Origin of the sequence: Streptomyces zhihengii, assembly GCF_016919245.1 — a bacterium.
GTDB classification, from domain to species: Bacteria; Actinomycetota; Actinomycetes; order Streptomycetales; family Streptomycetaceae; genus Streptomyces; species Streptomyces zhihengii.
Window position 1 is genome coordinate 5,095,686 of record NZ_JAFEJA010000001.1, and the last position, 25,624, is coordinate 5,121,309.

23 protein-coding genes and 1 other RNA gene are annotated in these 25,624 nt (G+C 72.5%); 21 read left to right on the plus strand and 3 right to left on the minus strand.

Annotation, left to right across the window (positions count from 1 at the left end; all coding sequences use genetic code 11):
* Nucleotides 1–180: 180 nt before the first annotated feature.
* From JE024_RS21550 to JE024_RS42105, 4 genes are all read left to right on the plus strand, one after another.
* On the plus strand, nt 181–1,452 hold the full coding sequence (locus tag JE024_RS21550; RefSeq protein WP_205375162.1) for a serine/threonine-protein kinase: 1,272 nt from the start codon (nt 181–183) through the stop codon (nt 1,450–1,452).
* Between the two features lie 117 nt (nt 1,453–1,569).
* Nucleotides 1,570–2,676: a peptide chain release factor 2 gene (prfB, locus tag JE024_RS21555; RefSeq protein ID WP_205375163.1), complete on the plus strand. Its 1,107-nt coding sequence runs from the start codon at nt 1,570–1,572 to the stop codon at nt 2,674–2,676.
* Nucleotides 2,677–3,155: 479 nt separating this feature from the next.
* On the plus strand, nt 3,156–3,599 hold the full coding sequence (locus tag JE024_RS42100) for a hypothetical protein (RefSeq protein WP_307840706.1): 444 nt from the start codon (nt 3,156–3,158) through the stop codon (nt 3,597–3,599).
* Nucleotides 3,596–3,802, plus strand: coding sequence for an LPXTG cell wall anchor domain-containing protein (locus tag JE024_RS42105; RefSeq protein ID WP_307840707.1), 207 nt, complete (start codon nt 3,596–3,598; stop codon nt 3,800–3,802). Before JE024_RS42100 ends, JE024_RS42105 begins: the two co-directional genes overlap by 4 nt.
* Nucleotides 3,803–3,881: 79 nt before the next feature.
* Here the strand turns inward: JE024_RS42105 and JE024_RS21565 are convergent, their stop codons facing one another.
* A complete protein-coding gene (locus JE024_RS21565; RefSeq protein WP_205375165.1) occupies nt 3,882–4,064 on the minus strand; it encodes a hypothetical protein in 183 nt (60 codons plus the stop codon).
* Nucleotides 4,065–4,312: 248 nt separating this feature from the next.
* Between JE024_RS21565 and ftsE the strand changes: the two genes are divergently transcribed.
* The 5 genes from ftsE to ssrA all read left to right on the plus strand — a co-directional run bounded on the left by ftsE (nt 4,313) and on the right by ssrA (nt 8,168).
* The gene (ftsE, locus tag JE024_RS21570) at nt 4,313–5,002 is read left to right on the plus strand and encodes a cell division ATP-binding protein FtsE (protein ID WP_205375166.1); all 690 of its coding nucleotides are present in this window, start codon (nt 4,313–4,315) and stop codon (nt 5,000–5,002) included.
* Nucleotides 5,003–5,034: 32 nt separating this feature from the next.
* Nucleotides 5,035–5,952: a permease-like cell division protein FtsX gene (ftsX, locus tag JE024_RS21575; RefSeq protein WP_205375167.1), complete on the plus strand. Its 918-nt coding sequence runs from the start codon at nt 5,035–5,037 to the stop codon at nt 5,950–5,952.
* Between the two features lie 67 nt (nt 5,953–6,019).
* On the plus strand, nt 6,020–7,177 hold the full coding sequence (locus JE024_RS21580) for a S41 family peptidase (RefSeq protein WP_205375168.1): 1,158 nt from the start codon (nt 6,020–6,022) through the stop codon (nt 7,175–7,177).
* An 18-nt stretch (nt 7,178–7,195) separates the two neighbouring features.
* A complete protein-coding gene (gene smpB, locus JE024_RS21585; protein ID WP_205375169.1) occupies nt 7,196–7,675 on the plus strand; it encodes an SsrA-binding protein SmpB in 480 nt (159 codons plus the stop codon).
* Between the two features lie 98 nt (nt 7,676–7,773).
* Nucleotides 7,774–8,168, plus strand: a transfer-messenger RNA (tmRNA) gene (gene ssrA, locus JE024_RS21590).
* A 79-nt stretch (nt 8,169–8,247) separates the two neighbouring features.
* Here ssrA and JE024_RS21595 read toward each other — a convergent pair.
* Nucleotides 8,248–9,567, minus strand: coding sequence for an MFS transporter (locus JE024_RS21595; protein ID WP_244883023.1), 1,320 nt, complete (start codon nt 9,565–9,567; stop codon nt 8,248–8,250).
* Between the two features lie 83 nt (nt 9,568–9,650).
* Here JE024_RS21595 and JE024_RS21600 point away from each other — a divergent pair, with 83 nt between their 5' ends.
* The 9 genes from JE024_RS21600 (at nt 9,651) to JE024_RS21640 (ending at nt 20,911) form a co-directional block, all read left to right on the plus strand.
* The gene (locus JE024_RS21600; protein ID WP_205375170.1) at nt 9,651–10,664 is read left to right on the plus strand and encodes a LysR family transcriptional regulator; all 1,014 of its coding nucleotides are present in this window, start codon (nt 9,651–9,653) and stop codon (nt 10,662–10,664) included.
* Nucleotides 10,665–10,758: 94 nt separating this feature from the next.
* The gene (locus JE024_RS21605; protein WP_205375171.1) at nt 10,759–12,111 is read left to right on the plus strand and encodes a nitrate/nitrite transporter; all 1,353 of its coding nucleotides are present in this window, start codon (nt 10,759–10,761) and stop codon (nt 12,109–12,111) included.
* 171 nt (nt 12,112–12,282) lie between these two features.
* A complete protein-coding gene (locus tag JE024_RS21610; RefSeq protein ID WP_205375172.1) occupies nt 12,283–13,428 on the plus strand; it encodes a uroporphyrinogen-III synthase in 1,146 nt (381 codons plus the stop codon).
* A gap of 131 nt (nt 13,429–13,559) precedes the next feature.
* Complete coding sequence (locus tag JE024_RS21615; protein ID WP_205375173.1) at nt 13,560–14,207, plus strand: CGNR zinc finger domain-containing protein; 648 nt, start codon at nt 13,560–13,562, stop codon at nt 14,205–14,207.
* A gap of 160 nt (nt 14,208–14,367) precedes the next feature.
* Nucleotides 14,368–14,988: a sigma-70 family RNA polymerase sigma factor gene (locus tag JE024_RS21620; protein WP_147988926.1), complete on the plus strand. Its 621-nt coding sequence runs from the start codon at nt 14,368–14,370 to the stop codon at nt 14,986–14,988.
* On the plus strand, nt 14,985–15,806 hold the full coding sequence (locus JE024_RS21625) for a zf-HC2 domain-containing protein (RefSeq protein ID WP_205375174.1): 822 nt from the start codon (nt 14,985–14,987) through the stop codon (nt 15,804–15,806). Before JE024_RS21620 ends, JE024_RS21625 begins: the two co-directional genes overlap by 4 nt.
* Nucleotides 15,807–16,008: 202 nt before the next feature.
* Entirely contained in the window at nt 16,009–18,351 is a 2,343-nt protein-coding gene (locus JE024_RS21630) for a HelD family protein (protein ID WP_205375175.1), read from the plus strand.
* Between the two features lie 509 nt (nt 18,352–18,860).
* Nucleotides 18,861–20,294, plus strand: a complete 1,434-nt coding sequence (locus tag JE024_RS21635; RefSeq protein ID WP_205375176.1) for an NAD-dependent malic enzyme — start codon at nt 18,861–18,863, stop codon at nt 20,292–20,294.
* A 335-nt stretch (nt 20,295–20,629) separates the two neighbouring features.
* Nucleotides 20,630–20,911: an HU family DNA-binding protein gene (locus tag JE024_RS21640; RefSeq protein ID WP_004571953.1), complete on the plus strand. Its 282-nt coding sequence runs from the start codon at nt 20,630–20,632 to the stop codon at nt 20,909–20,911.
* Between the two features lie 518 nt (nt 20,912–21,429).
* Here JE024_RS21640 and murA read toward each other — a convergent pair.
* Entirely contained in the window at nt 21,430–22,770 is a 1,341-nt protein-coding gene (gene murA, locus JE024_RS21645; RefSeq protein WP_205375177.1) for a UDP-N-acetylglucosamine 1-carboxyvinyltransferase, read from the minus strand.
* 250 nt (nt 22,771–23,020) lie between these two features.
* Between murA and JE024_RS21650 the strand changes: the two genes are divergently transcribed.
* The 3 genes from JE024_RS21650 to JE024_RS21660 all read left to right on the plus strand — a co-directional run bounded on the left by JE024_RS21650 (nt 23,021) and on the right by JE024_RS21660 (nt 25,624).
* A complete protein-coding gene (locus JE024_RS21650; RefSeq protein WP_205375178.1) occupies nt 23,021–23,581 on the plus strand; it encodes a YqgE/AlgH family protein in 561 nt (186 codons plus the stop codon).
* A gap of 101 nt (nt 23,582–23,682) precedes the next feature.
* Entirely contained in the window at nt 23,683–23,973 is a 291-nt protein-coding gene (locus JE024_RS21655) for a DUF3039 domain-containing protein (protein ID WP_205375179.1), read from the plus strand.
* A gap of 346 nt (nt 23,974–24,319) precedes the next feature.
* On the plus strand, nt 24,320–25,624 hold the full coding sequence (locus JE024_RS21660) for an extracellular solute-binding protein (protein WP_205375180.1): 1,305 nt from the start codon (nt 24,320–24,322) through the stop codon (nt 25,622–25,624).

Below are 25,624 nucleotides of genomic sequence, written 5' to 3' on the forward strand. Positions count from 1 at the left end.
CCCCGCCGGACGCGGGCGCGGCGGCGGGAGCCGTCCGCCGCGCCGCACGCGACTCTGTGTATTTGTCGACTTCCGCGGGCTGATTTATCCCGCAGAAGTGAAGGTCGGCGACATCCGGGGCACACACCTCCCCGATGCCCGCGTACTTTGGGGGCAACGCCAGCCGCTGAGGGAGCAGTCTTGGCACGGAACATCGGCAGCCGGTACACGGCGCATCAGATCCTGGGGCGGGGCAGCGCGGGCACGGTGTGGCTCGGCGAAGGCCCCGAAGGGCCCGTCGCGATCAAGCTGTTGCGCGAGGACCTCGCCAGCGACCAGGAGCTCGTGGGCCGCTTCGTCCAGGAGCGCACGGCGCTGCTCGGACTCGACCACCCGCGGGTCGTCGGCGTCCGCGACCTCGTCGTCGACGGCAACGACCTCGCACTCGTCATGGACCTGGTGCGCGGCACCGACCTGCGCACCCGCCTCGACCGCGAGCGGCGGCTCGCGCCCGAGGCCGCGGTCGCGATCATCGCGGACGTCGCCGACGGCCTGGCCGCCGCGCACGCCGCCGGGATCGTGCACCGCGACGTGAAGCCGGAGAACATCCTGCTCGACATGGAGGGGCCGCTCGGGCCCGCCGGGTCCCACCCGGCGCTGCTCACCGACTTCGGCGTCGCCAAGCTGATCGACACCCCGCGCCGCACCAAGGCCACCCGGTCCGCCGGCGGCGGCGCCCCGAACGCCTCGGGCATCATCGGCACCCCCGACTACATCGCCCCCGAGATCGTCGAGGGACTGCCGCCCCGCGCCGCCGTGGACATCTACGCGCTGGCCACCGTCCTCTACGAACTCCTGGCCGGGTTCACGCCCTTCGGCGGCGGTCACCCCGGCGCGGTCCTGCGCCGGCACGTCACCGAGACGGTAGTGCCGCTGCCCGGCATCCCCGACGAGCTGTGGCAGCTCATCGTCCAGTGCCTGGCCAAGGCGCCGGCCTCCCGGCTCCGGGCGTCCGAGCTGGCCCAGCGGCTGCACGACCTGCTGCCGCTGCTGCGCGGCATGCCCCCGCTGGACGTCGACGAACCCGACGCCGAGCCGGCCGCGGAGGTCCACGAGGACACCGAGCCCGAGCAGGCCGACCGGCCCCGCCGCAAGGGCGCCGTCTCGCTGGTCCCCGGCGCCGCCTCCGCGGACTCCAACCGGGACACCCACACCTCGATGCGCGTCCCGGCGCCCGACGAGCTCGCGGGCGGCGCCCACGGCACGGCCCGCGCGCCCCGCGCGCCGGGGCAGCGGCGCCCCGGCTCTGCCCGCAACAAGGCGGCCGCGGTCCGTAAGCGCCGGATCACGCTGGGCGCGGCCGCGGTGGCCGTCGCAGCGGTCGTCGGTGTCGGCGGCTGGCTCGTCGCCGGCGGCGACGACGGCGACAGCAGGCCCCACGACCAGCGGCAGTCCGCCCCCTCGGAGCCCTGAGCCGCCGGAGCCCCGCGCGGCGGGGCTCCGGGCCCCGCCGGCCCCGGCTCCGGCCGCCGGAGCAGGGGTGGACGGCCGCCAGCACGGTCTCCTCCGCTCAGCCGTTACGCTGGACCCGTGGCAGTCGTCGATGTTTCCGAAGAGCTGAAGTCCCTTTCCTCGACCATGGGGTCGATCGAGGCCGTTCTGGACCTCGACAGGATGAGGGCAGACATCGCCGTGCTCGAGGAGCAGGCGGCGGCACCGTCCCTGTGGGACGACCCCGAGGCGGCGCAGAAGATCACCAGCAAGCTTTCGCACCTCCAGGCCGAGGTCCGCAAGGCCGAGGCCCTGCGCGGCCGGATCGACGACCTCGAGGTGCTCTTCGAGCTCGCCGAGGCCGAGGACGACCCGGACACCCGCGCCGAGGCCGAGACCGAGTTGGAGGCCGTGCGCAAGGCGCTGGACGAGATGGAGGTCCGCACCCTCCTGTCCGGCGAGTACGACGAGCGCGAGGCCCTGGTCAACATCCGCGCCGAGGCCGGCGGCGTCGACGCCGCGGACTTCGCCGAGCAGCTCCAGCGCATGTACCTGCGCTGGGCCGAGCGCCACGGCTACGGCACCGAGGTCTACGAGACGTCCTACGCGGAGGAGGCCGGCATCAAGTCGACCACCTTCGTGGTGAAGGCCCCGTACGCCTACGGCACCCTCTCCGTCGAGCAGGGCACCCACCGGCTGGTGCGCATCTCGCCCTTCGACAACCAGGGCCGCCGCCAGACCTCCTTCGCCGGCGTCGAGATCCTGCCGGTCGTCGAGCAGTCCGACCACGTCGAGATCGACGAGTCCGAACTGCGCGTGGACGTCTACCGTGCCTCCGGCCCGGGCGGCCAGGGCGTCAACACGACCGACTCCGCGGTCCGCATCACCCACCTCCCGACCGGCATCGTCGTCTCCTGCCAGAACGAGCGCTCCCAGATCCAGAACAAGGCCAGCGCGATGAACGTCCTCCAGGCGAAGCTGCTGGAGCGTCAGCGCCAGGAGGAGCGGGCCAGGATGGACGCCCTCAAGGGCGACGGCGGCAGCTCCTGGGGCAACCAGATGCGTTCGTACGTCCTCCACCCGTACCAGATGGTCAAGGACCTGCGGACGGACTTCGAGGTGGGCAACCCGCAGTCGGTGCTGGACGGGGAGATCGACGGCTTCCTTGAAGCCGGAATTCGCTGGCGCAAGCAGCAGGACAAGTAGTCCGGCGCTTTGTCGACAAGGGAACTGCCGCCCCCGGGGCGGCAGTTCCCTTTTATGTCACAGTTGCATCCCCGCAGGTCAGGCAACTGACAGCATTTCGGGCATCGCGCCCGCAACGACCTTGACGGTCCTGCGAAAACTCGGAAGGGTGACGGGCGGCATGCGTGTTTCCGGGGCGTGTGCGAGCGGGGGAGTCACGACGGATCCGAGCCTGCTGTAGCTCCGGACGCTGCTCCAATGACGAGAAGCTACTGGGGGTAGCAGCCAGATGACGAAGAAGACGCGGATTCGCGTCGCGCGTATAGCCGCCGGCGCTGTGATCGCCGCGGGTGCGTCGCTGACCGCCGCAGGTGCCGCGCAGGCGCTCGACATCAACGTGGGCCCGCTCCAGGTGTCCGCCAACGCCGACGAGAACGGCATCGACGCCGGCATCGGCATCCAGGGCGACGGCGACCCGGGCGGTGTCGACGGTGGCGCCGATGGTGGTGCTGACGGTGGTGCTGACGGTGGTGCTGACGGCGGTGCCGATGGTGGTGCTGACGGTGGTGCTGACGGTGGCGCCGATGGTGGTGCTGACGGTGGCGCCGATGGTGGTGCTGACGGCGGTGCTGACGGCGGTGCTGACGGTGGCGCCGATGGTGGTGCTGACGGCGGTGCCGACGGCGGTGCCGATGGTGGCGCTGACGGCGGTGCCGACGGCGGTGCTGACGGTGGTGCCGACGGCGGTGCCGATGGTGGCGCCGATGGTGGTGCTGATGGTGGTGCCGATGGTGGTGCCGATGGTGGTGCTGACGGTGGCGCCGATGGTGGCAACGACAACGGTGGCAACCAGAACGGTGGCACCGACGGCGGTAACGACAACGGCGGCAACGGCAACGGTGGCGGCAACGGTGGCAACGACACCGACCCCAACGGTGGCGTGATCGACGGTGACGCCGGCACGGGCACCGACACCGACAGTGCGGGCTCGCAGCCGGTCGAGCAGGGCGAGGCCAAGGAGGAGCTGGCGGAGACCGGCGCCGCCGAGACCACGTTCCTGCTGCTGGGCGCCGCGACCATGATCGCGGGTGGCATCGGCTTCCGTATGCTGCCGCGCCTCGTGGGTGGCGGACGCACCGTCGCCTGACACGCACAGTGACACGGTGAAGGCCCGGGGTGCCGAGCACCCCGGGCCTTTCCGTGTCCGCAGTTCTCCGCGCCGCGCCCTACACGGCCAGCAGCGCCACCGCGGCCACCAGCAGCACCAGGAGGGCGAGCAGGGCCGCGGGGCTCACACCCGCGAGAGGTCCGTCCTGCTGGAGGCGCTCACGGTTGGCCCGGCAGACCGGGCAGCGGCCCTCGGCCACAGGTGCCGCGCAGTTCGCGCACACCAGTCGGTCGTAGGTCATGCGCTCTCCTTTCCGCGCGCCGAAGCCGCAGGCGCGGACCGTCAGCACAGTTCTCTTCCGACAACGCACAGGGAAACGCGACTGTTCCCCTACCACTGTGCCAGCTCGGGCGCTTTTCGGCGCGCCCCGTCGGATTACGCCCGATCCGTGACCGGACAAAACGCGCAACTCAGGAGCGCGACTGCACGGCCTGTGCCGGTTCGCGTATGGTCACGCTCACCTACTCCCGGCCTACCCGTGGTGCACCCGTGATCCGATTCGACAACGTCTCCAAGAGCTACCCCAAGCAGAACCGACCTGCCCTGCGCGACGTCTCCCTCGAAATCGAGAAGGGGGAGTTCGTCTTCCTCGTGGGGTCGTCCGGTTCCGGCAAGTCGACGTTCCTGCGGCTGCTGCTGCGCGAGGAGCGCGCCAGCCAGGGGTTGGTCCACGTCCTCGGCAAGGACCTGGCCCGGCTGTCCAACTGGAAGGTGCCCCACATGCGCCGCCAGCTCGGCACCGTCTTCCAGGACTTCCGCCTGCTGCCCAACAAGACCGTCGCGGAGAACGTGGCGTTCGCCCAGGAGGTCATCGGCAAGCCGCGCGGCGAGATCCGCAAGGCCGTGCCGCAGGTCCTCGACCTCGTCGGCCTCGGCGGCAAGGAGGACCGGATGCCCGGTGAGCTCTCCGGTGGTGAGCAGCAGCGGGTGGCCATCGCGCGTGCCTTCGTCAACCGCCCGATGCTGCTGATCGCGGACGAGCCGACGGGCAACCTCGACCCGCAGACGTCCGTCGGCATCATGAAGCTGCTCGACCGGATCAACCGCACCGGTACGACCGTGGTGATGGCGACCCACGACCAGAACATCGTCGACCAGATGCGCAAGCGCGTCATCGAGCTCGAGAAGGGCCGTCTCGTACGCGACCAGGCGCGCGGCGTCTACGGCTACCAGCACTGAGCCCGGACAGACTGAAAGGCTGAAAGCACGCCATGCGCGCCCAGTTCGTCATGTCGGAGATCGGTGTCGGTCTCCGTCGCAACCTCACGATGACGTTCGCCGTCGTCGTCTCCGTCGCCCTCTCGCTCGCCCTCTTCGGTGGCGCCCTGCTGATGAACAAGCAGGTGAACACCATGAAGGACTTCTGGTACGACAAGGTCAACGTCTCCATCTTCCTGTGCAACAAGAACGACGCGGCCACCTCGCCCCAGTGCGCCAAGGGGGCCGTCACGTCGGCGCAGAAGGAGCAGATCCAGGGCGACCTGAAGAAGCTGGACGTCGTCGACACCGTCCAGCACGAGACGGCGGAGGAGGCGTACAAGCACTACAAGGAGCAGTACGGCGACACCCCCATCGCGTCGACGATCACGCCGGACCAGATGCAGGAGTCGTTCCGGGTCAAGCTGCACGACCCGGAGAAGTACGAGGTGGTGGCCACCGCGTTCGCCGGCCGTGACGGTGTGCAGTCCGTCCAGGACCAGCGCGGCATCCTCCAGAACCTCTTCGACCTGATGGAGGGCATGCGGATCGCCGCGCTCTGCGTGATGGGTCTGATGCTGGTGATCGCGATGATGCTGATCGTCAACACGGTGCGGGTGTCGGCGTTCAGCCGCCGGCGCGAGACCGGGATCATGCGGCTGGTCGGCGCGTCCAGCTTCTACATCCAGACGCCGTTCATCGCGGAGGCCGCGTTCGCCGGGCTCCTCGGCGGCGCGCTCGCCTGCGTCATGCTGCTGGGCGGGCGGTACTTCCTGATCGACAACGGCCTGGCGCTCGCCGAGAAGATGAAGTTGGTCAACTTCATCGGCTGGGACGCCGTGCTGACGCAGCTCCCGCTGATCCTGGCGATCAGCCTGCTGATGCCCGCAGTTGCGGCTCTGCTCGCGCTGCGCAAGTACCTCAGGGTGTGACAAACGCCCCCGGCGCCGTGCGGTCAACCTCCGTACGGCGCCCTTCGCTTGTCCTAGACTCGTCGCCATGTCGGACCCCGATACCAGTCCCCGCCCCCACGGCAGCCGCCGTGGGGCGGCGCTGACGCTGGTCTTCGCGACCGTGCTCGCCACGGCGGCCGCCACCGGCGGCCTGCCCCGCGCCGAGGAGCGGCCCGACGACACCGCACCCGCCGTGCGTTCCGCCGCGGCCACCCTGGACCGCGAGGACGTCGCCCGTGCCGCGGCCGAGGCGATGGCGGACGGGAAGTCCGGTACGGAAGCGGCCGAGCAGTTCGTCAGCCGCAGCGGCGACCGCTGGTCGGCGGTGTACGACAGCGAGGAGTACGAGGAGTTCGAGGACGCCCTCGACGGCGAGTACACCGGCGTCGGCCTCGGCGCCCGGCGCACCCGCGACGGCGGGGTGGAGGTCTCCCAGGTGCAGCCGGGCGGGCCGGCCGCCGGTGCGGGGATCCGGCCCGGTGACCGGCTGCGCACCGTCGACGGGCAGGACGTCGCCATGCGCCCGGTGACCGAGGTGGTGGGGCTGCTGCGCGGCGAGGCCGGCTCGCGGGTGGCCGTCGGCCTGGAGCGGGGCGACCGGACGTGGACCGCCGCCCTCACCCGTGCGCGGCTGACGACGCAGTCCGTCACCGTGCGCCGGGTCGACGGCGCCGTGGTGATCAAGGTCGACTCCTTCACCAAGGGCACCGGCGCCCAGGTGCGGGACGCGGTGCGCGGCGCCCCCGAGGGCGCGGGCGTCCTGCTGGACCTGCGGGGCAACGCGGGCGGGCTGGTCGCCGAGGCCGTCACCGCGGCCTCCGCCTTCCTCGACGGCGGCCTGGTCGCCACCTACGACGTCCGCGGCGACCAGCAGGCCCTCTACGCGGAGGCCGGCGGGGACACCGCGCGGCCGCTGGTCGCGCTGGTCGACGGGGGCACCATGAGCGCGGCCGAGCTGCTGACCGGGGCGCTCAAGGACCGCGGCCGTGCGGTCACCGTCGGATCGCGGACCTTCGGCAAGGGCTCGGTGCAGATGCCCAGCCGGCTCCCCGACGGCTCGGTCGCCGAGCTGACCGTGGGCCACTACCGCACACCGGCCGGTCACAGCGTCGACGGACAGGGGATCACCCCCGACCTGGTGGCGGCCGAGAGCGCGGAGAAGCGGGCCCGGACGGTATTGGGTGGCCTCAAGGGGGCCCCGTAGTGCGAAAATGACCGCACTATGGCAAAGGAAACAGGGCGCAAGCTGATCGCCCAGAACAAGAAGGCGCGGCACGACTACCACATCCTCGACACCTACGAGTGCGGTCTGGTGCTGACGGGGACCGAGGTGAAGTCGCTGCGCCAGGGGCGGGCCTCGCTGGCCGACGGCTTCGTCCAGATCGACGGCGGCGAGGCGTGGCTGCACAACGTGCACGTCCCGGAGTACGCGCAGGGCACGTGGACCAACCACAGCGCGCGCCGCAAGCGGAAGCTGCTGCTGCACCGCGAGGAGATCGACAAGCTGGAGGCGAAGTCGCAGGAGACGGGGCACACCATCGTGCCCCTCGCCCTGTACTTCACGAACGGCCGGGCGAAGGTCGAGATCGCGCTGGCGAAGGGCAAGAAGGAGTACGACAAGCGGCAGACGCTGCGCGAGAAGCAGGACCGCCGCGAGGCGGACCGGGCGATGTCGGCGGTCCGCCGCAAGCAGCGCGCCTGATCGCGGCCCTGCCGGGCCCGGCGGAATACGCTGGCATCGGCGTGCGTTGGTCACGTACGATGGCAACGCCCCCCGAGGGGGGCTTGAAAAATCAACATGGGGATGATCGGTTTCGACAGCGGATGTCGAGGCAGGGGAAGCGTGTCGAGGAAGCGGCAATGATCTCGTAAACCATATGTCGCAACCAATAATCGCCGATTCCAAGCGCGATAACTCCGAAGCCTTCGCCCTCGCTGCCTGATAAGCAGTAGAGACGAACCTTCACTCATGGAGCGTCAGCCCGGGGCTGTTCCCGACCCGGTTCCTGGCGTCAACTAGGGAACTAAACCTCTAGACCCGGTCACGGGGTCCGGAGGGAAATCAAACAGTGACTGAGCCCGTCGGAGACTTGTCCGCGTGATCTCCGGGGCTGAGAAAATCGCAGCGGACTGCACACGGAGAAGCCCTGGTTCTGCACCGTTGGACGCGGGTTCGATTCCCGCCATCTCCACCGATGGAGCCCGGAGGCCACGGCCCCCGGTTCCGCATCCCATGTGGGCGAAGGCCCGCCGGCACCTGCCGGCGGGCCTTCGTCATGCCCGGCCTCCCGCGTGCCCGGACGCCGAGCCCGGCGCCCTGCCGCGCCCTGCCGTGGCGGCCGCCAGTGCCAGGGCCAGTGCCGCCGCGCAGACCGGGACGCCGTATCCGGCCACCGGGCCGAGGTGCTCCACCGTCCAGCCGCCGCTCGCCGACCCCGCGGCGATGCCGCCGAGCAGGGCCGTGACGGCCAGGGTCATGCCCTCGTTCGCGCGGCCCCCCGGGGTGAGCTTCTGCACCCGGGTCATCCCCGTCACCATCGTCGGCGCCGTCGCCATGCCCGCCACCAGCAGCGCCGCCGCCACCGCCCAGACCGCGCCGGTGCCCGCCGCGGCCAGCAGCGGCAGGGACATCAGGACGGTCATCGCGGCCAGGCAGACCACCAGCCCGGCGGACCGCCGGACCCTGCCGTAGACCAGCCCCGCGGCGCAGGAGCCCGCGGCCTGGAGGGCGAGCACCGCGCCGGCGGCCGGCCCGTCGACGAACGCGAGGGTGACGACCTCCATGGAGCCGAAGACCGCCCCCGTCGCCAGGAACACGGCGAGCAGCGGCCGCATGCCCGGGGCGCGCAGCGGTGCGCCGGAGGCTGTGCGCGGGGCGGGCGGCGGCTCCGTCGCCCGCTGGGCGGCGAACACCAGCACCCCGGTGAGCAGCAGGAACGCTCCGCCCAGGGTGCCCGCCTGCGGGAAGAGGGCCGAGCACAGGAACGCGGCGAGCACCGGGCCGAGCATGAAGCACAGCTCGTCGACGGCCTGCTCGAAGGAGTTCGCCGTGTGCAGGGCGGCGGGGTCGTCCCGGTACAGATGGGCCCAGCGGGCCCGGGACATGCCGCCGGTGTTGGGGCAGGTCGCGGTGGCCGCGTAGGCGGCGAACAGCGTCCAGGCCGGGGCCTCGCGCCAGACGCACACCACCAGCGCGAGCTGGCCGAGGACGGCGAGCGCCGCCGCCGGCACCGCGATCCGCGCCTGGCCGTACCGGTCGACGAGCCGTGCGGTCCAGGGCGCCACCAGGGCGGTCACCGCGAGCCCCGCCGCCGTCACCGAGCCCGCCAGGGCGTACGAGCCGTAGGCGCCGGCGATCATCACGACGGCGCTGACCCCGAACATGCCCATGGGCAGCCGGGCGAGCAGGTTCCCCGCCGTGAAGGCCCGGGTGCCGGGGATGTCGAACAGCCGCCGGTACGGGCCCGCCGGACGCCGCCGGGCCGCCGGCCGCCCGGGACCGGGGCCGAAGCGCGGTGCGAAGGCGGGGGCGCCGGGCGGTATCGCGGGCGGCGCGGGTCGTGGCGCCGTCGTCGGCGGGGAGGTCCGGTGCATGGTCCCCACCCTGGTCCGCGCGCCCGCGAGCGGTCCAACACCTGCTCGATGGCCATTCACGCATCCGTGTTGTTGAATGCGCTGTGACCCGAGACCTGGACCCCCGGCTGCTGCGCGCCTTCGTCGCCGTGGCCGAGGAACTGCACTTCACCCGTGCCGCCGCCCGGCTCTACGTCGCCCAGCAGGCCCTCAGCCGCGACATCCGCCGGCTGGAGCGGGAGCTCGGCGTCGAGCTGTTCGTCCGGACCACCCGGCAGGTCACGCCGACCGCCGACGCCGAACGGCTGCTGCCCTACGCGCGGCGGCTGCTCCTCGCCCAGGACGAGCTGCTCGCCGCCGCCGCGGGCACCGGGCGTCCGCTCCTCGTCGATCTCAACTCGGCGGGCATGACCTCCGGCCGGGTGCTCGCCCTCGCGCGCGAACTGGCCCCGGAGTGCGAGCTGATGGCGCGCTACGAGAGCGGCCTGACGGGGGCGGCGGCGGAGATCGCGGCGGGCCGCCTCGACGTGTCGTTCGGCCGCGTCGCCGGTCTCGCCCCGGCCGCCCGGGCCGCCCTGGCCCACCAGCCCGTCCGGCTGGAGCCGATGGCCGTCCTGCTGCCCGAGGACCATCCGCTCGCCGCCCGGGAGAGCGTGCCGCTGGACGCCCTGGCGGGGGAGAGCGTCTACGCAGGGGCCGGCAACCCGCGCACCCGCGAGTGGACCGACCTCGCGGGCCTGCTGTTCGAGGGGCGGGGCATCGCCGTGGCCCCGCCCGCGCCGATGGCGGTGGGGGCGGAGGAGTTCCGGCGGGTGATGGCCAAGAGCCGCACCCCGGTCCTCGCCGTGGTGGACTTCCCCGCCATGCCCGGCACGGTGCGCCGGCCGATCACCGCCCCCGTGCCGCTGTCCCCGCTGTCCATGGTCTGGCGCGCGGGGCTGCGGCACCCCGGCCTCGACGCCCTGCGGACGGCCGCCGCCCGGCTCGCGGCCGAGGAGGGCTGGCTGCGCAGGATCCCGGGGGACTGGCTGCCCGACCAGGACACCGCCGTGATGCGCGCCCCCGAGCGCGCGGGCGCCCGCGCCGGGGCCCTCACCACGCGGGCCTCCGCCGAGTGAGAGCAACGTTCCGCACCGGTCACCTCGTGCCACCGGGCTGAAACGAGCTGTCCCTACCGTCGTGCCCACGACCAGACCCAGGTGGAGGCGCACGATGGCAGGCCGGTGGATCGACGAGTGGGACCCCGAGGACGAGACCTTCTGGCGGACGAAGGGGGAGCGGATCGCCCGGCGGAACCTCGCCTTCTCCGTCCTCAGTGAGCACATCGGCTTCTCGATCTGGAGCCTGTGGTCCGTGATGGTCCTCTTCATGGGGCCCGAGTACGGCATCGACCCGGCGGGCAAGTTCTTCCTGATCGGGACCGCGACCCTGGTCGGCGCCGTGATCCGGGTGCCGTACACCTTCGCCGTCGCCCGCTTCGGCGGCCGGAACTGGACGATCTTCAGCGCCCTGCTCCTGCTGCTGCCGACCGGCGCAGCCTTCGCCGTGATGGAGCCGGGCACCTCCTACGGGACGTTCCTCCTGGTGGCCGCCCTCACCGGCGTCGGCGGCGGCAACTTCGCCTCGTCGATGACCAACATCAACGCCTTCTTCCCGCTGCGCAGGAAGGGCTGGGCCCTGGGCCTCAACGCGGGCGGCGGCAACATCGGCGTCCCCGTGATCCAGCTCGTGGCGCTGCTGATCATCGGCACCGCGGGCGCGGCCCACCCGCGGATCGTGCTCGGCGTGTACCTCCCGCTGATCGTCGTCGCCGCGCTCTGCTCGGCGCTGTGGATGGACAACCTGACCCCGGTGAAGAACGACACCGGTGCGTTCAAGGCGGCCTCCGGGGACGGCCACACCTGGATCATGGCCTTCCTCTACATCGGCACCTTCGGCTCCTTCATCGGCTACAGCTTCGCCTTCGGCCTGGTGCTCCAGACCCAGTTCGGGCGCACCCCGCTCCAGGCCGCCTCGCTCACCTTCATCGGTCCGCTGCTGGGCTCGCTGATCCGGCCGGTGGGCGGTCTGCTCGCCGACCGCTTCGGCGGCGCCCGCATCACGCTGTGGAACTTCGTCGCGATGGCGGGGGCGACCGGCGTGGTGATCGCCGCCTCGCTGGCCGAGTCCCTGCCGGTCTTCCTGGTCGGCTTCACGGCGCTGTTCGTGCTCAGCGGGCTCGGCAACGGGTCGACCTTCAAGATGATCCCGGGCATCTTCCAGAACAAGGCCCTCGCGCAGGGCATGACCGGTGAGGCGGCCGCGGCCTACGGGCGCCGGCTCTCGGGCGGTTCGATGGGGCTCATCGGGGCGGTGGGCGGCATCGGCGGCCTCGCCATCAACCTGGCCTTCCGCCAGTCCTTCCAGACGGCGGGCACCGGCACCGCCGCCTTCGTCGCCTTCCTCGCCTACTACGCGGTCTGCTGCCTGGTCACCTGGGCGGTATACCTTCGCCGGCCCGTCGTGGTCCCGGTCCGCGCCGCGCGGGACGAGACGGCGCCGCAGCCCGAGTACGCCCGGGTGTGACACACCCGGCCGCGCTGGCCCGGTCGGGGCCGTCCGCGTAACAGCAGGGAAATATGAGCGATCCGGGCCTGTCACGCGCCTTTGACAGGCTCGGTCGCCAGTTCACCGCCCCGTGGGGCACCGCCCGCGAGGGCGGGCCGCGACGGGGCACATCCAGTGGGGACGACTGAGATGCACGACCACGGCCAACCGCACGGCCCGCTCGCGGGCTTCACCGTCGGCGTCACCGCCGCCCGCCGCGCCGACGAGCTCGGCGCGCTGCTCCAGCGGCGGGGAGCGGCCGTCGTGCACGCGCCCGCCCTGCGCATCGTGCCGCTGGCGGACGACGCCGAACTGCTCGCCGCCACCAGGGAACTGATCGACCACGCGCCCGACGTCGTCGTCGCCACCACCGCGATCGGCTTCCGGGGCTGGGTGGAGGCAGCGGACGGCTGGGGCATCGGCGAGCAGCTGCTGAACCGGCTGCGCGGGGTCGAACTGCTGGCCCGCGGGCCCAAGGTGAAGGGCGCCATCCGGGCCGCCGGACTGACGGAGGAGTGGTCCCCGGCCTCCGAGTCCATGGCCGAGGTCCTCGACCGGCTGCTGGAGCAGGGCGTGGCGGGCCGCCGGGTCGCCCTCCAGCTGCACGGCGAGCCGCTGCCCGGCTTCGTCGAGTCGCTGCGGGCCGCCGGCGGCGACGTGGTCCTCGTGCCCGTCTACCGCTGGATGGCGCCGGAGGACATCGGCCCGCTCGACCGGCTGCTGGACGCCACCCTCGCCCGCGCCCTCGACGCGGTGACCTTCACCAGCGCCCCCGCCGCGGTCTCGCTGCTCTCCCGGGCGGAGAGCCGGGGCGTGCTGCCGGAGCTGCTGCACACCCTCGACCACGGCGTGCTGGCGGCGTGCGTCGGCCCCGTCACCGCCCTGCCGCTCCAGGCCGCCGGGGTCAACACCGTGCAGCCGGAGCGGTTCCGGCTCGGACCGCTCGTGCAGCTCCTCGGCACCGAACTGCCCGCCCGGGCACGGGTGCTGCCGGTGTCGGGGCACCGGGTGGAGATCCGCGGCCACGCCGTCCTCGTCGGCGAGGAGCTGCGCCCGGTGCCGCCCGCCGGGATGGCCCTGATGCGGGCCCTGTCCGACCGCCCCGGCTGGGTCGTCTCCCGGGCCGACCTGCTGCGCGCGCTGCCCGGCGCCGGCAAGGACGAGCACGCCGTCGAGACGGCCATGGCCCGGCTGCGCACGGCGCTGGGCACGCCCAAGCTGATCCAGACCGTCGTCAAGCGCGGCTACCGGCTGGCCCTGGACCCGGCGGCGGCCACCAAGTACGACGGCCCCTGACCGGGCGCCCCGCGCCCGCCCCCGGCAGCGGGCGGAAGGCGGCGCGGGGGGAGGTCTTCCGGGCGTCACCGCGGACGGGCACTCTGGGAGGAGACACCCGGCGGTGGGACGACCGAGGCGGTGACAGGGACATGGCGGTCGGTGCGGGCCCTCCCCGGACCAAGCGGCAGCGCGGCACACCGTGGCGGTTCGACTCCGGACGCGTGTGCCTCGACCTCGTCGCCACGGCGCCCGGCCCCGACACCCCCGGCGGACCGGGCGAACCGCTCGCCGGAGCGGACCGGCTCGCCCGCTGGCTGATCGGCGCCGGACTGGTGCCCGCCGCCACCCGGCTCACCGGACTGGGCGCCGAATGGGTCGACGGCTTCGTCGAACTGCGCCGCTGCGTCACCCAGTTGGTGGGCGCCGCACTCGACGGGGACGCCCCCGGGCCGGCCGCCGAGCCCGTCCTCGCCACCGTCAACGCCCTCGCCGGTGAACCCCCGCCCGGGATCAGGGCGGTACGGGACGTGGACGGCACCCTCGTCCGCGCCCTGTGCGCGGCACCCGGCCTCGACGCGCTGCTCGCCGCCGTGGCCCGGGACGCCGTCGAACTGCTCACCGACCCCGTCGCCCGCGGTCGCCTGAGGCGCTGCGAGGGCGACGGCTGCGACCGCGTCTACCTCGACACCTCCCGTGGCAGGCGCCGCCGTTGGTGCTCCAGCGAGGTGTGCGGCAACCGCGAGCGGGTCGCACGCCACCGGCGGCGGACGACCGCCCCGTCCGGCGGCCGCCCCTGACGGGACGGCCGGGAAGCCGCGCGCGACCGCCGAAACCTCCGCCGCCGAAAAGATCTTGAAGTTTCTCCCCCGCGCGTTGAGTGATCCTCCGGCCGCCCCCGTAGTGGAGGGGGACAAGCAGCAGCCGTGCAGTGAGCAGGGTCTCGACCGGGAGGTTCAGGTGCGCAAGGATGCCGCCGTGGCCGATGACCGTCCGCAACGGGCCCGCCATCGCAGAGGGCATCTCCCTCGTCCCGGTGACACCGGGGAGGAGAAGCCGCGCACCGACACCTCCGTCCCGGACGAGGAGTTGATGCGCGCGCTCTACCGCGAACACGCCGGACCGTTGCTCGCCTACGTACTGCGCCTCGTCGCCGGCGACCGCCAGCGCGCCGAGGACGTCGTACAGGAGACGCTCATCCGTGCCTGGAAGAACGCCGGCCGGCTCAACCGGGCCACCGGCTCTGTCCGACCCTGGCTGGTGACGGTCGCCCGGCGCATCGTCATCGACGCTCACCGCAGCCGGCAGGCCCGGCCGCAGGAGGTCGACCCGTCGCCGCTGGAGGTCATGCCCGCGGAGGACGAGATCGACAAGGCGTTGTGGCTCATGACGCTCTCGGATGCGCTCGACGATTTGACACCCGCTCACCGGGAAGTCCTTGTCGAGACGTATTTCAAGGGGCGTACGGTCAATGAGGCGGCCGAAACGCTCGGCATACCCAGCGGGACCGTGCGGTCCCGCGTGTTCTACGCACTGCGTTCCATGAAGCTCGCACTGGAGGAGAGGGGGGTCTCGGCGTGACCAGGTACGAGCAGGAGTCCGTGCACGACGCCGTCGGCGCGTACGTGCTCGGAGTGCTCGACGAAGCGGACGCCTCCGCCTTCGAGGCGCATCTGGCCGGCTGCGACCTGTGTGCCGCCCGTCTCGACGAGTTCTCCGGCATGGAACCGATGCTGGCGATGCTGGCCGACGCGCCCGCCGCGGCACCCCCGCCGCAGGGCGACCCCTGGGGCATGCCGGGCGCGACGGACTTCCCGCCGCCGCGGCCCGCGCCCGTGGTCCCGTCCTCGCCCAGCCCCCGGGTGCTCGACGGCCTGCTGAACGAGGTCGCCGTGAAGCGCGCGGCGAAGCGCCGGCGCGGGATGTACCTGCTGGCCGCCGTCGCCGCGCTGATCATCGGCGGCCCGGCGGTCGCCGTCGTGGTCACGGCCGACGACACCACCGGCAGCCAGGCGGCCGACCCGCACCCGACCAGCCCGGCCGAGGACGCCTTCTTCAACCACATGGAGGAGAAGGTCGAGGGCACCGACGCGACGACCCGGGTCAGCGCGGTCGTGGGCATGGAGAAGAAGGGCTGGGGCACCCACACGGTCCTGGAGCTGAAGAACGTCAAGGGCCCCCTCAAGTGCAGCCTGGTCGCCGTCTCCACCACGGGCGAGGAGGAGGTCGTCACCTCCTGGGCCGTCCCCGCGTGGGGGTACGGCATCGCCGACAGCCCCCACGAGGCGGCCAAGAACCCGCTCTACGTCCACGGCGGAGCCGCCATGGACCGCGACGACATCGACCGCTTCGAGGTCCGCACCTTCGACGGCACCCGCCTGGTGGAGGTCGACGCGTAGGCACCCCGGCCGGCCCCTCCCCTCGGTCCCGCGGGCCCGGGGCGTCTCCGTGTGCTCCCACGGCCCGCGGCGGACGCCCGCCGCGGGCCGGACACAGGTGTCATTCCCGCCCCCCTTGGCGTACGGTTGACGGCTGCCCAGTGCACGTCAGAAGGGGGCCTCGGTGGCCGCGCAGGATGCCGCTGATTCCGTAGTCGATTCCGTGACCGTTCCGGCGGCCGCGTCCGCCGCCGACTCGGTGCGAGACCGTGAGATCGGCGTCGAACAGGTCCATCTGGACCGGGTCTACCGCCGGCTGGAGGAGAAGATCCACGAGGCGGAGTTCCTCATGGACGACGCCGCCAAACGGGGCCAGGTCGGTACGCCCGGCGCCCTCGCCGAGCGGGACGCCCAGGTCTTCCGGGCCGGGATCCACCTCAACCGGCTCAACAACGAGTTCGAGGACTTCCTCTTCGGCAGGATCGACCTGCTGTACGGCAAGGACGGCGAGCGCGGCCCCGACGGGGCGTACACCTCCGTGGAGCCCGCCGACGACGCCGTGCGGGCCGACGGCACCGCGCCCATCGGCGAGACCCTGCACATCGGCCGGATCGGCGTCCTCGACGCCGACTACGCACCCCTGGTGATCGACTGGCGCGCCCCGGCCGCGGCCCCCTTCTACCGGTCCACGCCGGTCGAGCCGGGCCGGGTCGTGCGCCGGCGCGTCATCCGCTCGCGGGGACGCAAGGTGCTGGGCGTCGAGGACGACCTGATGCGCCCCGAACTCAGCGCCTCCCTCGACGGCGTGCCGCTGGCCGTCGTCGGCGACGGCGCCCTGATGGCCGCGCTCGGCCAGGCCCGCAGCCACACCATGCGCGACATCGTCGCCTCCATCCAGGCCGAACAGGACCTGGTCATCCGCGCCCCCGCCGCGTCCGTCACCTATGTGGAGGGCGGCCCCGGCACCGGAAAGACGGCCGTGGCGCTGCACCGGGCGGCGTACCTCCTCTACAAGGACCGGCGCAGATACTCCGGCGGCATCCTCATCGTCTCGCCGACGCCCCTGCTGGTCGCCTACACCGAGGGCGTGCTGCCCTCGCTGGGCGAGGAGGGGCAGGTCGCCATCCGCGCGGTCGGCTCGCTCGTCGACGGCGCGGAGGCCACCGCGTACGACGAACCCGCGGTCGCCCGCGTCAAGGGCTCGTCCCGGATGCTGAACGTGCTGCGCAAGGCCGCGCGGGGCGCGCTGGAGCAGCCGTCCGCGCCCGCCGGGGGCCAGCTCGCCCTGGGGGAGGAGCCGGCCGCCCAGGGCACCCCGGACCGGCTGCGGGTGGTCGTCTTCGGCCGCCGCCTGGAGCTGGAGGCCGACGAACTCCAGCGCATCCGCCACAACGCCCTCGGCGGCACCACGCCCGTCAACCTGCTGCGCCCGCGGGCCCGCCGGCTGCTGCTGGACGCCCTGTACGCCAAGTCGGGCGCGGCCGGCCGCCACCCGGGCGACCCCGAGCTCGCCGCCGAGCTGCGCTCCTCCTTCGACGAGGACGTCACCTCGGAGGACAGCTTCCTCGCCTTCCTGGACGCCTGGTGGCCCGAGCTGACCCCGCGCGGGGTGCTCGCCGCCATGGCGGACGAGCGGCGGCTCGGCCGCTGGGCCCGGCGGGTCCTCAACCCCGGCGAGGTGCGCCGGGTGGCCAGGTCGCTGCGGCGCGACGCGCTGTCGGTCCACGACGTCGCGCTCCTCGACGAGCTCGGCAGCCTGCTCGGCGCACCCGCCCGGCCGCGCAGGAAGCGCGAGCTGGACCCGCTGGACCAGCTCAGCGGGCTGGAGGAGCTGATGCCGCAGCGCGAGGAGTCGCAGCGGGAGCGGGCCGACCGGCTGGCCGCCGAACGCACCGAGTACGCCCATGTCATCGTCGACGAGGCGCAGGACCTCACCCCGATGCAGTGGCGGATGGTCGGCCGCCGCGGGCGCCACGCCACCTGGACGGTGGTCGGCGACCCCGCCCAGTCGTCCTGGTCCTCGCCGGACGAGGCCGCCGAGGCACGCGACGAGGCGCTCGGCACCCGCCCCCGCCGGCGCTTCGAGCTGACCGTGAACTACCGCAACCCGGCCGAGATCGCCGAGCTGGCCGCCAAGGTCCTCACCCTGGCGATGCCCGGGATGCGGTCGCCCGCCGCGGTGCGCTCCACCGGTGTGCGCCCCCGCTTCGCGGTGGTCCCCGACGGCGGGGACCTCGCGGACGCCGTGCGGGCCGAGGCGGAGCGGCTGCTGGCCGGGGTCGACGGCACGGTCGGCGTCGTGGTGGCGATGCACCGCCGCGAGCAGGCCGCCCGCTGGCTCGCCGGGCTCGGCGAGCGGGTGGTGGCCCTGGGCTCGCTGGAGGCCAAGGGGCTGGAGTACGACGCCACGGTGGTGGTCTCCCCGGCGGAGATCGCCGACGAGAGCCCGGCCGGACTGCGGGTGCTCTACGTGGCCCTCACCCGGGCGACCCAGCAGCTCACCGTCGTCTCGGCGCGGCGCGACCAGCCCGACGCGGACGGGGTGCCGGACCTGCTGCGGGACTGAGCGACCGGGGCCCCGGGCGGGCGGCGTGCGGTCGCAGGGCCGCCGTGCGCCCGTCCGGGCCCGGCCGTGCGGGCGTCCGGTCCCGGCCGTGCGGGCTTCCGTGGCGGGTGCCGGAACGCGGGGTTCGCACCGACGGCGAGTCAACGTGCCGTACGGGAATCACTTCCCCGGGTGGTGCGTTAGCCTGGGTGTGGCACCGGCTCGATCCAAGCCCCCGGGCCCAACCTTCGTCGCTACGAGCGACCACTTGCCGCGAGGCGAGCATGGCGGGTCGGTGCCACTTATCCGTCCGGACAGAGGTCCGGGTCACCCTTCGGTGACCCGGACCTCTTCTGTTTCCCGTCGACTTCCCGTACGGTGGGTTTCGTATCGTGGAAGTAAGTTTCCGAAAACTAAATGACCGCATTACCTGCTACTCGCGGGTAGGTGTCACCATCGGAGGGCGCTGCCCGGGCCACGGCCGCGGTGCGGCGCAGCAACGAAGCTAGGGAAAGCAGAGGAACCCGGTCATGGCAACGGCGCCAAGCGTCTCGTACTCGATGACGGTCCGGCTGGAGGTGCCCGCGAGCGGAACCGCGGTCTCCCAGCTCACCACCGCCGTGGAATCCTCCGGCGGGTCCGTGACCGGCCTCGACGTGACCGCATCCGGTCACGAGAAGCTGCGCATCGACGTCACGATCGCCGCCAGCTCCACCGCGCACGCCGACGAGATCGTCGAGGGCCTGCGCGACATCGAGGGCGTCGTCCTCGGCAAGGTCTCCGACCGTACGTTCCTGATGCACCTCGGCGGCAAGATCGAGATGGCGTCCAAGCACCCCATCCGCAACCGTGACGACCTCTCGATGATCTACACCCCGGGTGTGGCGCGGGTCTGCATGGCGATCGCCGAGAACCCCGAGGACGCCCGCCGCCTCACCATCAAGCGCAACTCCGTTGCAGTGGTGACGGACGGCTCCGCCGTCCTCGGCCTCGGCAACATCGGCCCCAAGGCCGCACTGCCCGTCATGGAGGGCAAGGCGGCCCTCTTCAAGCGCTTCGCCGGCATCGACGCCTGGCCGATCTGCCTGGACACCCAGGACACCGACGCCATCGTCGAGATCGTCAAGGCCATCGCCCCCGGCTTCGCGGGCATCAACCTGGAGGACATCTCCGCGCCGCGCTGCTTCGAGATCGAGGCCCGGCTGCGCGAGGCCCTGGACATCCCCGTCTTCCACGACGACCAGCACGGCACCGCGATCGTCGTCCTGGCCTCGCTCACCAACGCCCTGCGGGTGGTGGGCAAATCGGTCTCCGACGTGCGGGTCGTGATGTCCGGAGCGGGTGCGGCCGGCACCGCCATCCTCAAGCTGCTGCTGGCCGCCGGCGTCAAGCACGCCGTCGTCGCCGACATCCACGGAGTGGTGCACGCCGACCGCGAGGACCTCGTGGGCGCGGCCGCCGACTCGCCGCTTCGCTGGATCGCCGACAACACCAACCCCGAGGGCGTCACCGGCACGCTCAAGGAAGCGGTCGTGGGCGCGGACGTGTTCATCGGCGTCTCGGCGCCCAACGTGCTCGGCGCCGAGGACGTCGCGGCCATGGCCGACGGCGCCATCGTGTTCGCGCTCGCGAACCCGGACCCGGAGGTCGACCCGGCAATCGCCCGCCAGACGGCGGCAGTTGTGGCCACCGGGCGGTCCGACTTCCCGAACCAGATCAACAACGTGCTGGTGTTCCCGGGCGTGTTCCGCGGTCTGCTGGACGCCCAGTCCCGCACCGTGAACACCGAGATGATGCTCGCCGCCGCGGCCGCGCTCGCCAACGTCGTCACCGACGACGAGCTCAACCCGAACTACATCATCCCCTCCGTCTTCAACGACAAGGTCGCGGGTGCCGTGGCCGGGGCCGTGCGCGAGGCCGCGAAGGCGGCGGGCGCGACGGCGACGGCCTCCACTCCGGTCTGACCCGGCCCGACATACGGCGCGTCGCGGGTCGCAGCATCCCAAATCCCCCTCTAGGGTGGCGGATCATGAGCCCGCGACCGCTCCGAGGAGTCCCGGCACAGTCGACGCAACGTCACCACGACGGGGCTGTGGCGCTTTTCGTGTGACTCAGGAGAGTGCCGGATTGGCGTTCCCGCCGGTGGTGGGGGCAGGATGCTTATTCGGGCGCGAGGGTCTGACAGCAGACCCGGGTCCGGGGAATGTCCGAGGGCCCTGGCAGCATCGGCTTTGCTGTGCCTCCTGCGGCCCTGCCGCGTGGCACGCCTCAACAGCAAGAAGAACACGGGAGTAACAACATGAACCGCAGTGAGCTGGTGGCCGCGCTGGCCGACCGCGCCGAGGTGACCCGCAAGGACGCCGACGCCGTTCTGGCCGCTCTCGCCGAGACCGTCGGCGAGGTCGTCGCCAAGGGCGACGAGAAGGTCACCATCCCCGGCTTCCTGACCTTCGAGCGCACCCACCGTGCCGCTCGCACCGCGCGCAACCCGCAGACCGGCGACCCCATCCAGATCCCGGCCGGCTACAGCGTGAAGGTCTCCGCGGGCTCGAAGCTCAAGGAAGCCGCCAAGGGCAAGTAAGCAGCCGGGCGCCTCAGGCGCCTCAGGCACACGGAGGGCGGGTACCGGAACCGGTACCCGCCCTCCGGCACGTGCGGGGGCGTACGGGGGCCTACGGGCGCCTACGGGGCTTTTGCGCGTGCCGTGGGGGCCGGTGCGCGGGCGGCGGGCGCCTGCGGCGGGCCTCTCCCCGCCCCGCCCCTTCCCGCAACCGGGGCTCCGCCCCGCACCCCGCGCCTCAATCGCCGGCGGGGCTGGGGTGGTCGTTCCGCCCCCGGACACGATCTCCCCCTCGGCCCGGCGGCCGTGGGAGGTACCCCGATGGACGGGCTGGCTTTGTCAGCCCGTCCGGCGATTGAGGACACCGCGCGGAGCGCGGTACGGGGCCGGGCGGAGCCCGGTTTCGGTGAAGGGGCGGGGTGGGGGACAGCCCGCGCAGCGCCCCCGCCCCCGCACACACCGACGGCCCCCGCGGAGCGAACCCCGCGAGGGCCGTGCGTGCCGTGCGTGTGCCGGTGAGGCGAAGACGCGAAGACGCGTCAGACGATCGCGCCGCCCGGCAGCTCCACCTTCGCCCCGAGCTTCTCCAGCTTCTCCATGAAGTTCTCGTAGCCGCGGTTGATCAGGTCGATCCCGTGCACCCGGCTCGTGCCCTGCGCGGCGAGGGCCGCGATCAGGTACGAGAAGCCGCCGCGCAGGTCGGGGATGACCAGGTCCGCGCCCTGGAGCTTGGTCGGGCCGGAGACGACCGCCGAGTGCAGGAAGTTGCGCTGGCCGAAGCGGCAGTCCGAGCCGCCCAGGCACTCGCGGTAGAGCTGGATGTGCGCGCCCATCTGGTTGAGGGCGGAGGTGAACCCGAGGCGCGACTCGTAGACCGTCTCGTGGACGATGGACAGGCCGGTCGCCTGCGTCAGCGCCACGACCAGGGGCTGCTGCCAGTCGGTCTGGAAGCCGGGGTGCACGTCCGTCTCCAGCGCGATGGACTTCAACTGGCCGCCGGGGTGCCAGAAGCGGATGCCCTCGTCGTCGATCTCGAAGGCGCCGCCGACCTTCCGGTACGTGTTGAGGAAGGTCATCATCGAGCGCTGCTGCGCGCCGCGGACGTAGATGTCGCCCTCGGTCGCCAGCGCCGCCGACGCCCAGGACGCGGCCTCCAGCCGGTCCGGGAGCGCCCGGTGGGTGTAGCCGCCGAGCTTGTCGACGCCGGTGATCCGGATGGTCCGGTCGGTGTCGACGGAGATGATGGCGCCCATCTTCTGCAGCACGCAGATGAGGTCCTCGATCTCCGGCTCCACGGCCGCGTTGGTCAGCTCGGTGACGCCCTCGGCGAGCACGGCCGTCAGCAGCACCTGCTCGGTCGAGCCGACCGAGGGGTAGGGCAGACGGATCTTCGTGCCGCGCAGGCGCTGCGGGGCCTCCAGGTACTGGCCGTCCGCGCGCTTCTCGATCGTCGCGCCGAACTGCCGCAGCACGTCGAAGTGGAAGTCGATCGGCCGGCCGCCGATGTCGCAGCCGCCGAGGCCGGGGATGAACGCGTGGCCGAGGCGGTGCAGCAGAGGGCCGCAGAACAGGATCGGGATGCGCGAGGAACCGGCGTGGGCGTCGATGTCCGCGACGTTGGCGCTCTCGACGTGGGTCGGGTCGAGGACCAGCTCGCCGGGCTCCTCGCCCGGGCGGACGGTGACGCCGTGGAGCTGGAGCAGCCCCCGCACGACTCTCACGTCACGGATGTCGGGCACATTGCGCAGCCGGCTCGGTCCGCTGCCGAGCAGAGCGGCGACCATCGCCTTGGGCACGAGGTTCTTCGCGCCGCGGACGCGGATCTCGCCCTCGAGCGGGGTGCCGCCGTGGACAAGCAGTACATCGTCTGTGCCGGTCATGAATCTCGCGTTCCGGAGTCGTGGTCGGGTGGCCAGAGAAAAGGGTAAGGGGCCCGGACCCCTGTCGGGTAAGGGCGAGGCGGCCCCTGACGCGTAATGAATTGGGCACAACACGGTGCGTCCGCGATCTCTCGCACAGGGTCACGGGGCTCTTCGGGGGCCGTGGCCGCGCGCCGCGCCCCGACCTGCGTCCACGTCCACTGTGCCGCTGTGGCCACGCGGAGGGCGAAGATGCGGGATCATGTGTCGCATGACCGAGGTGTCCTCGCTCACAGGGCGGCTGCTCGTCGCCACTCCTGCCCTCGCGGATCCGAACTTCGACCGCGCGGTCGTCCTGCTGCTCGACCACGACGACGAGGGCTCGCTCGGCGTGGTGCTGAACCGGCCGACGCCGGTGGGGGTGGTGGACATCCTGGAGTCCTGGGCGGCCCTCGCGGGCGAGCCCGGGGTCGTCTTCCAGGGCGGACCGGTCTCCCTCGACTCCGCGCTCGGGGTGGCGGTGATCCCCGGTGACGAGGGGCCGCTCGGCTGGCGCCGGGTGTACGGGGCGATCGGCCTGGTCGACCTGGAGGCGCCCCCGGAGCTGCTGGGCTCGGCGCTCGGCTCGCTGCGGATCTTCGCGGGATACGCGGGATGGGGTCCGGGCCAGCTGGAGAGCGAGCTGGAGGAGGGGGCCTGGTACGTGGTGGAGTCCGAACCGGGAGACGTCTCGTCGCCGGAGCCGGAGGGTCTGTGGCGGTCGGTGCTCCGGCGCCAGCGCAGTGAACTGGCCATGTTCGCCACGTATCCGGACGATCCCAGCCTCAACTGACATCACCGGCGGCCCGCCCCGCGGCGGGCGCTCCCGCGGCTCCCGCGACGCGGCGGGGTCTCGCTCCCGTACGGGCCGCGGCGTGGGTACCCTTGGAGCTCATGAGCACTCTTGAGCCCGAGCGCGGGACAGGCACCGGGACCCTGGTAGAGCCGACGCCGCAGGTGTCGCACGGCGACGGCGATCACGAGCGCTTCGCCCATTACGTCCAGAAGGACAAGATCATGGCGAGTGCCCTCGACGGCACTCCCGTGGTGGCGCTGTGCGGGAAGGTCTGGGTGCCGGGGCGCGACCCCAAGAAGTACCCGGTCTGTCCCATGTGCAAGGAGATCTACGAGTCGATGGGCTCCGCCGGCGGCGGCGACAAGGGCAAGGGCGGCGACAAGAAGTAGTCCCACCCCCCTCCCGTCCCACGACGACGGCCCCCGGGCGCGCTTGGCGCGCCCGGGGGCCGTCGCGCGTTCCCGGGCAGTGGCGCCCCGCCGTGCCGCACCGCGCCCCCGCCGTGCCGTACCGCGCCTCACCGCGCCCCTCCGTGGCGCGTCATGCCTCGTCGGAAGCCCTCAAGCGCCGCCGCCGGGCGGGGTGCGTTGCACGGGCTGCGTCCGCTGGTCACAGAGTGGTTGAGACCTCTTGTCGGTCCGTTCGCCCGCCTCTAGCCTCCTGCGTGTTGTGCAGTACGAAACACCCGTTGCGCATGTTGCAACGTCATGTCTGCCGATCGTAGGGGACCCCCGTATGAAGCTCATCGCCAGGTTCACCGCCCCGGTCGCCGCGCTCGCGCTGGCCGGCCTCACGGCCACCGCCTGCGCCCCCCAGACCTCCGACAACGGCGCCGGCCGTGACGACAGGAGCGGCACCCTGCGGGTCTGGCTCTTCCAGGAGGTCAACAACAAGCCCAAGGAGCAGGTCGTCGACGCGGCCGTCGCCGCCTTCGAGAAGTCCCACGAGGGCGCCGAGGTCGAGGTGGAGTACATCCCCGTCGACACCCGCGCCCAGCGCATCAAGGCCGCCTTCAACGACCCCGACAGCGCGCCCGACGTGATCGAGTACGGCAACACCGACACCGCCGGCTACGTCAAGGACGGCGGACTCGCCGACGTCAGCGCCGAGTTCGGCGCCTGGGACGAGGCGAAGGACACCGACCCCACCGCCCGGCGGTCGGTCACCGTCGACGGCAAGGTCTACGGCGCGCCGCTCTTCGTCGGCGTCCGCGCGCTCTACTACCGCACCGACGTCCTCGGCGAACTCGGGCTCGACGTGCCCACGACCCAGGACGAACTGATCTCCACCGCGAAGAAGATCCGCAAGGAGCGCCCCGAGCTGTACGGCCTCGCCGTGGGCGGCGCCTACACCTACGGAGCGATGCCCTTCATCTGGGCCAACGGCGGTGAGATGGCCGTGGAGAAGGACGGCGGCTGGAAGGCGGCCATCGACGGCGCCGAGGCGCAGAAGGGCATCGCCGCCTACACCTCGCTGTTCGGCGACGACAACTGCCCCGCCGCCAAGTGCGCCGCCATGGGCGGCAACGCCACCGCCACCGCCTTCGCGGCCGGCAAGGCCGCCATGGTGATCGGCGGCGACTTCAGCCACCAGGCGATCGAGGCCGGGTCCGTCAAGGGCAAGTACGCCGTCGTCCCGCTGCCCGGCCTGAAGAAGGGCGAGATCGCCCCCGCGTTCGCCGGCGGCAACAACATCGGCGTGCTCCGCAGCACCGGGCACCGCACCCTCGCCGTCGACCTGATGAAGGAACTGGCGGGCAAGCGGACCCAGGCGGCACTCTTCGACGCCATGGGCTTCCTGCCCACGTACACCGACGTGCGCGACACGGCGGCGAAGAAGGAGCCGTTCGTCGCCCCCTTCATCGAGACCCTCGCCGCCGACACCAAGTTCGTCCCCGCCTCGCCGGCCTGGGGGCAGATCGACGCCTCGCTGGTGCTGCCCACCATGTTCCAGGAGATCGTGAGCGGCAAGAAGGACGTCCCGGCCGCGGCCGGCGACGCGGCGGAGAAGATGGACGCGGCCTTCGCGTCCGCGGGCTGA

Excerpts from the sequence above, each read along its gene's own strand:
- smpB (WP_205375169.1), top strand. The coding sequence starts at position 7,196 with ATGGCAAAGGAAACAGGGCGCAAGCTGATCGCCCAGAACAAGAAGGCG.
- JE024_RS21635 (WP_205375176.1), top strand. The coding sequence starts at position 18,861 with ATGGCAACGGCGCCAAGCGTCTCGTACTCGATGACGGTCCGGCTGGAG.
- JE024_RS21660 (WP_205375180.1), top strand. The coding sequence starts at position 24,320 with ATGAAGCTCATCGCCAGGTTCACCGCCCCGGTCGCCGCGCTCGCGCTG.
- JE024_RS21640 (WP_004571953.1), top strand. The coding sequence starts at position 20,630 with ATGAACCGCAGTGAGCTGGTGGCCGCGCTGGCCGACCGCGCCGAGGTG.
- JE024_RS21595 (WP_244883023.1), bottom strand. The coding sequence starts at position 9,567 with ATGCACCGGACCTCCCCGCCGACGACGGCGCCACGACCCGCGCCGCCC.
- JE024_RS21610 (WP_205375172.1), top strand. The coding sequence starts at position 12,283 with ATGCACGACCACGGCCAACCGCACGGCCCGCTCGCGGGCTTCACCGTC.
- ftsX (WP_205375167.1), top strand. The coding sequence starts at position 5,035 with ATGCGCGCCCAGTTCGTCATGTCGGAGATCGGTGTCGGTCTCCGTCGC.
- JE024_RS21565 (WP_205375165.1), bottom strand. The coding sequence starts at position 4,064 with ATGACCTACGACCGACTGGTGTGCGCGAACTGCGCGGCACCTGTGGCC.
- murA (WP_205375177.1), bottom strand. The coding sequence starts at position 22,770 with ATGACCGGCACAGACGATGTACTGCTTGTCCACGGCGGCACCCCGCTC.
- JE024_RS21655 (WP_205375179.1), top strand. The coding sequence starts at position 23,683 with ATGAGCACTCTTGAGCCCGAGCGCGGGACAGGCACCGGGACCCTGGTA.
- JE024_RS21605 (WP_205375171.1), top strand. The coding sequence starts at position 10,759 with ATGGCAGGCCGGTGGATCGACGAGTGGGACCCCGAGGACGAGACCTTC.
- JE024_RS42100 (WP_307840706.1), top strand. The coding sequence starts at position 3,156 with ATGGTGGTGCTGACGGTGGTGCTGACGGTGGTGCTGACGGCGGTGCCG.
- JE024_RS21580 (WP_205375168.1), top strand. The coding sequence starts at position 6,020 with ATGTCGGACCCCGATACCAGTCCCCGCCCCCACGGCAGCCGCCGTGGG.
- JE024_RS21615 (WP_205375173.1), top strand. The coding sequence starts at position 13,560 with ATGGCGGTCGGTGCGGGCCCTCCCCGGACCAAGCGGCAGCGCGGCACA.
- JE024_RS21650 (WP_205375178.1), top strand. The coding sequence starts at position 23,021 with ATGACCGAGGTGTCCTCGCTCACAGGGCGGCTGCTCGTCGCCACTCCT.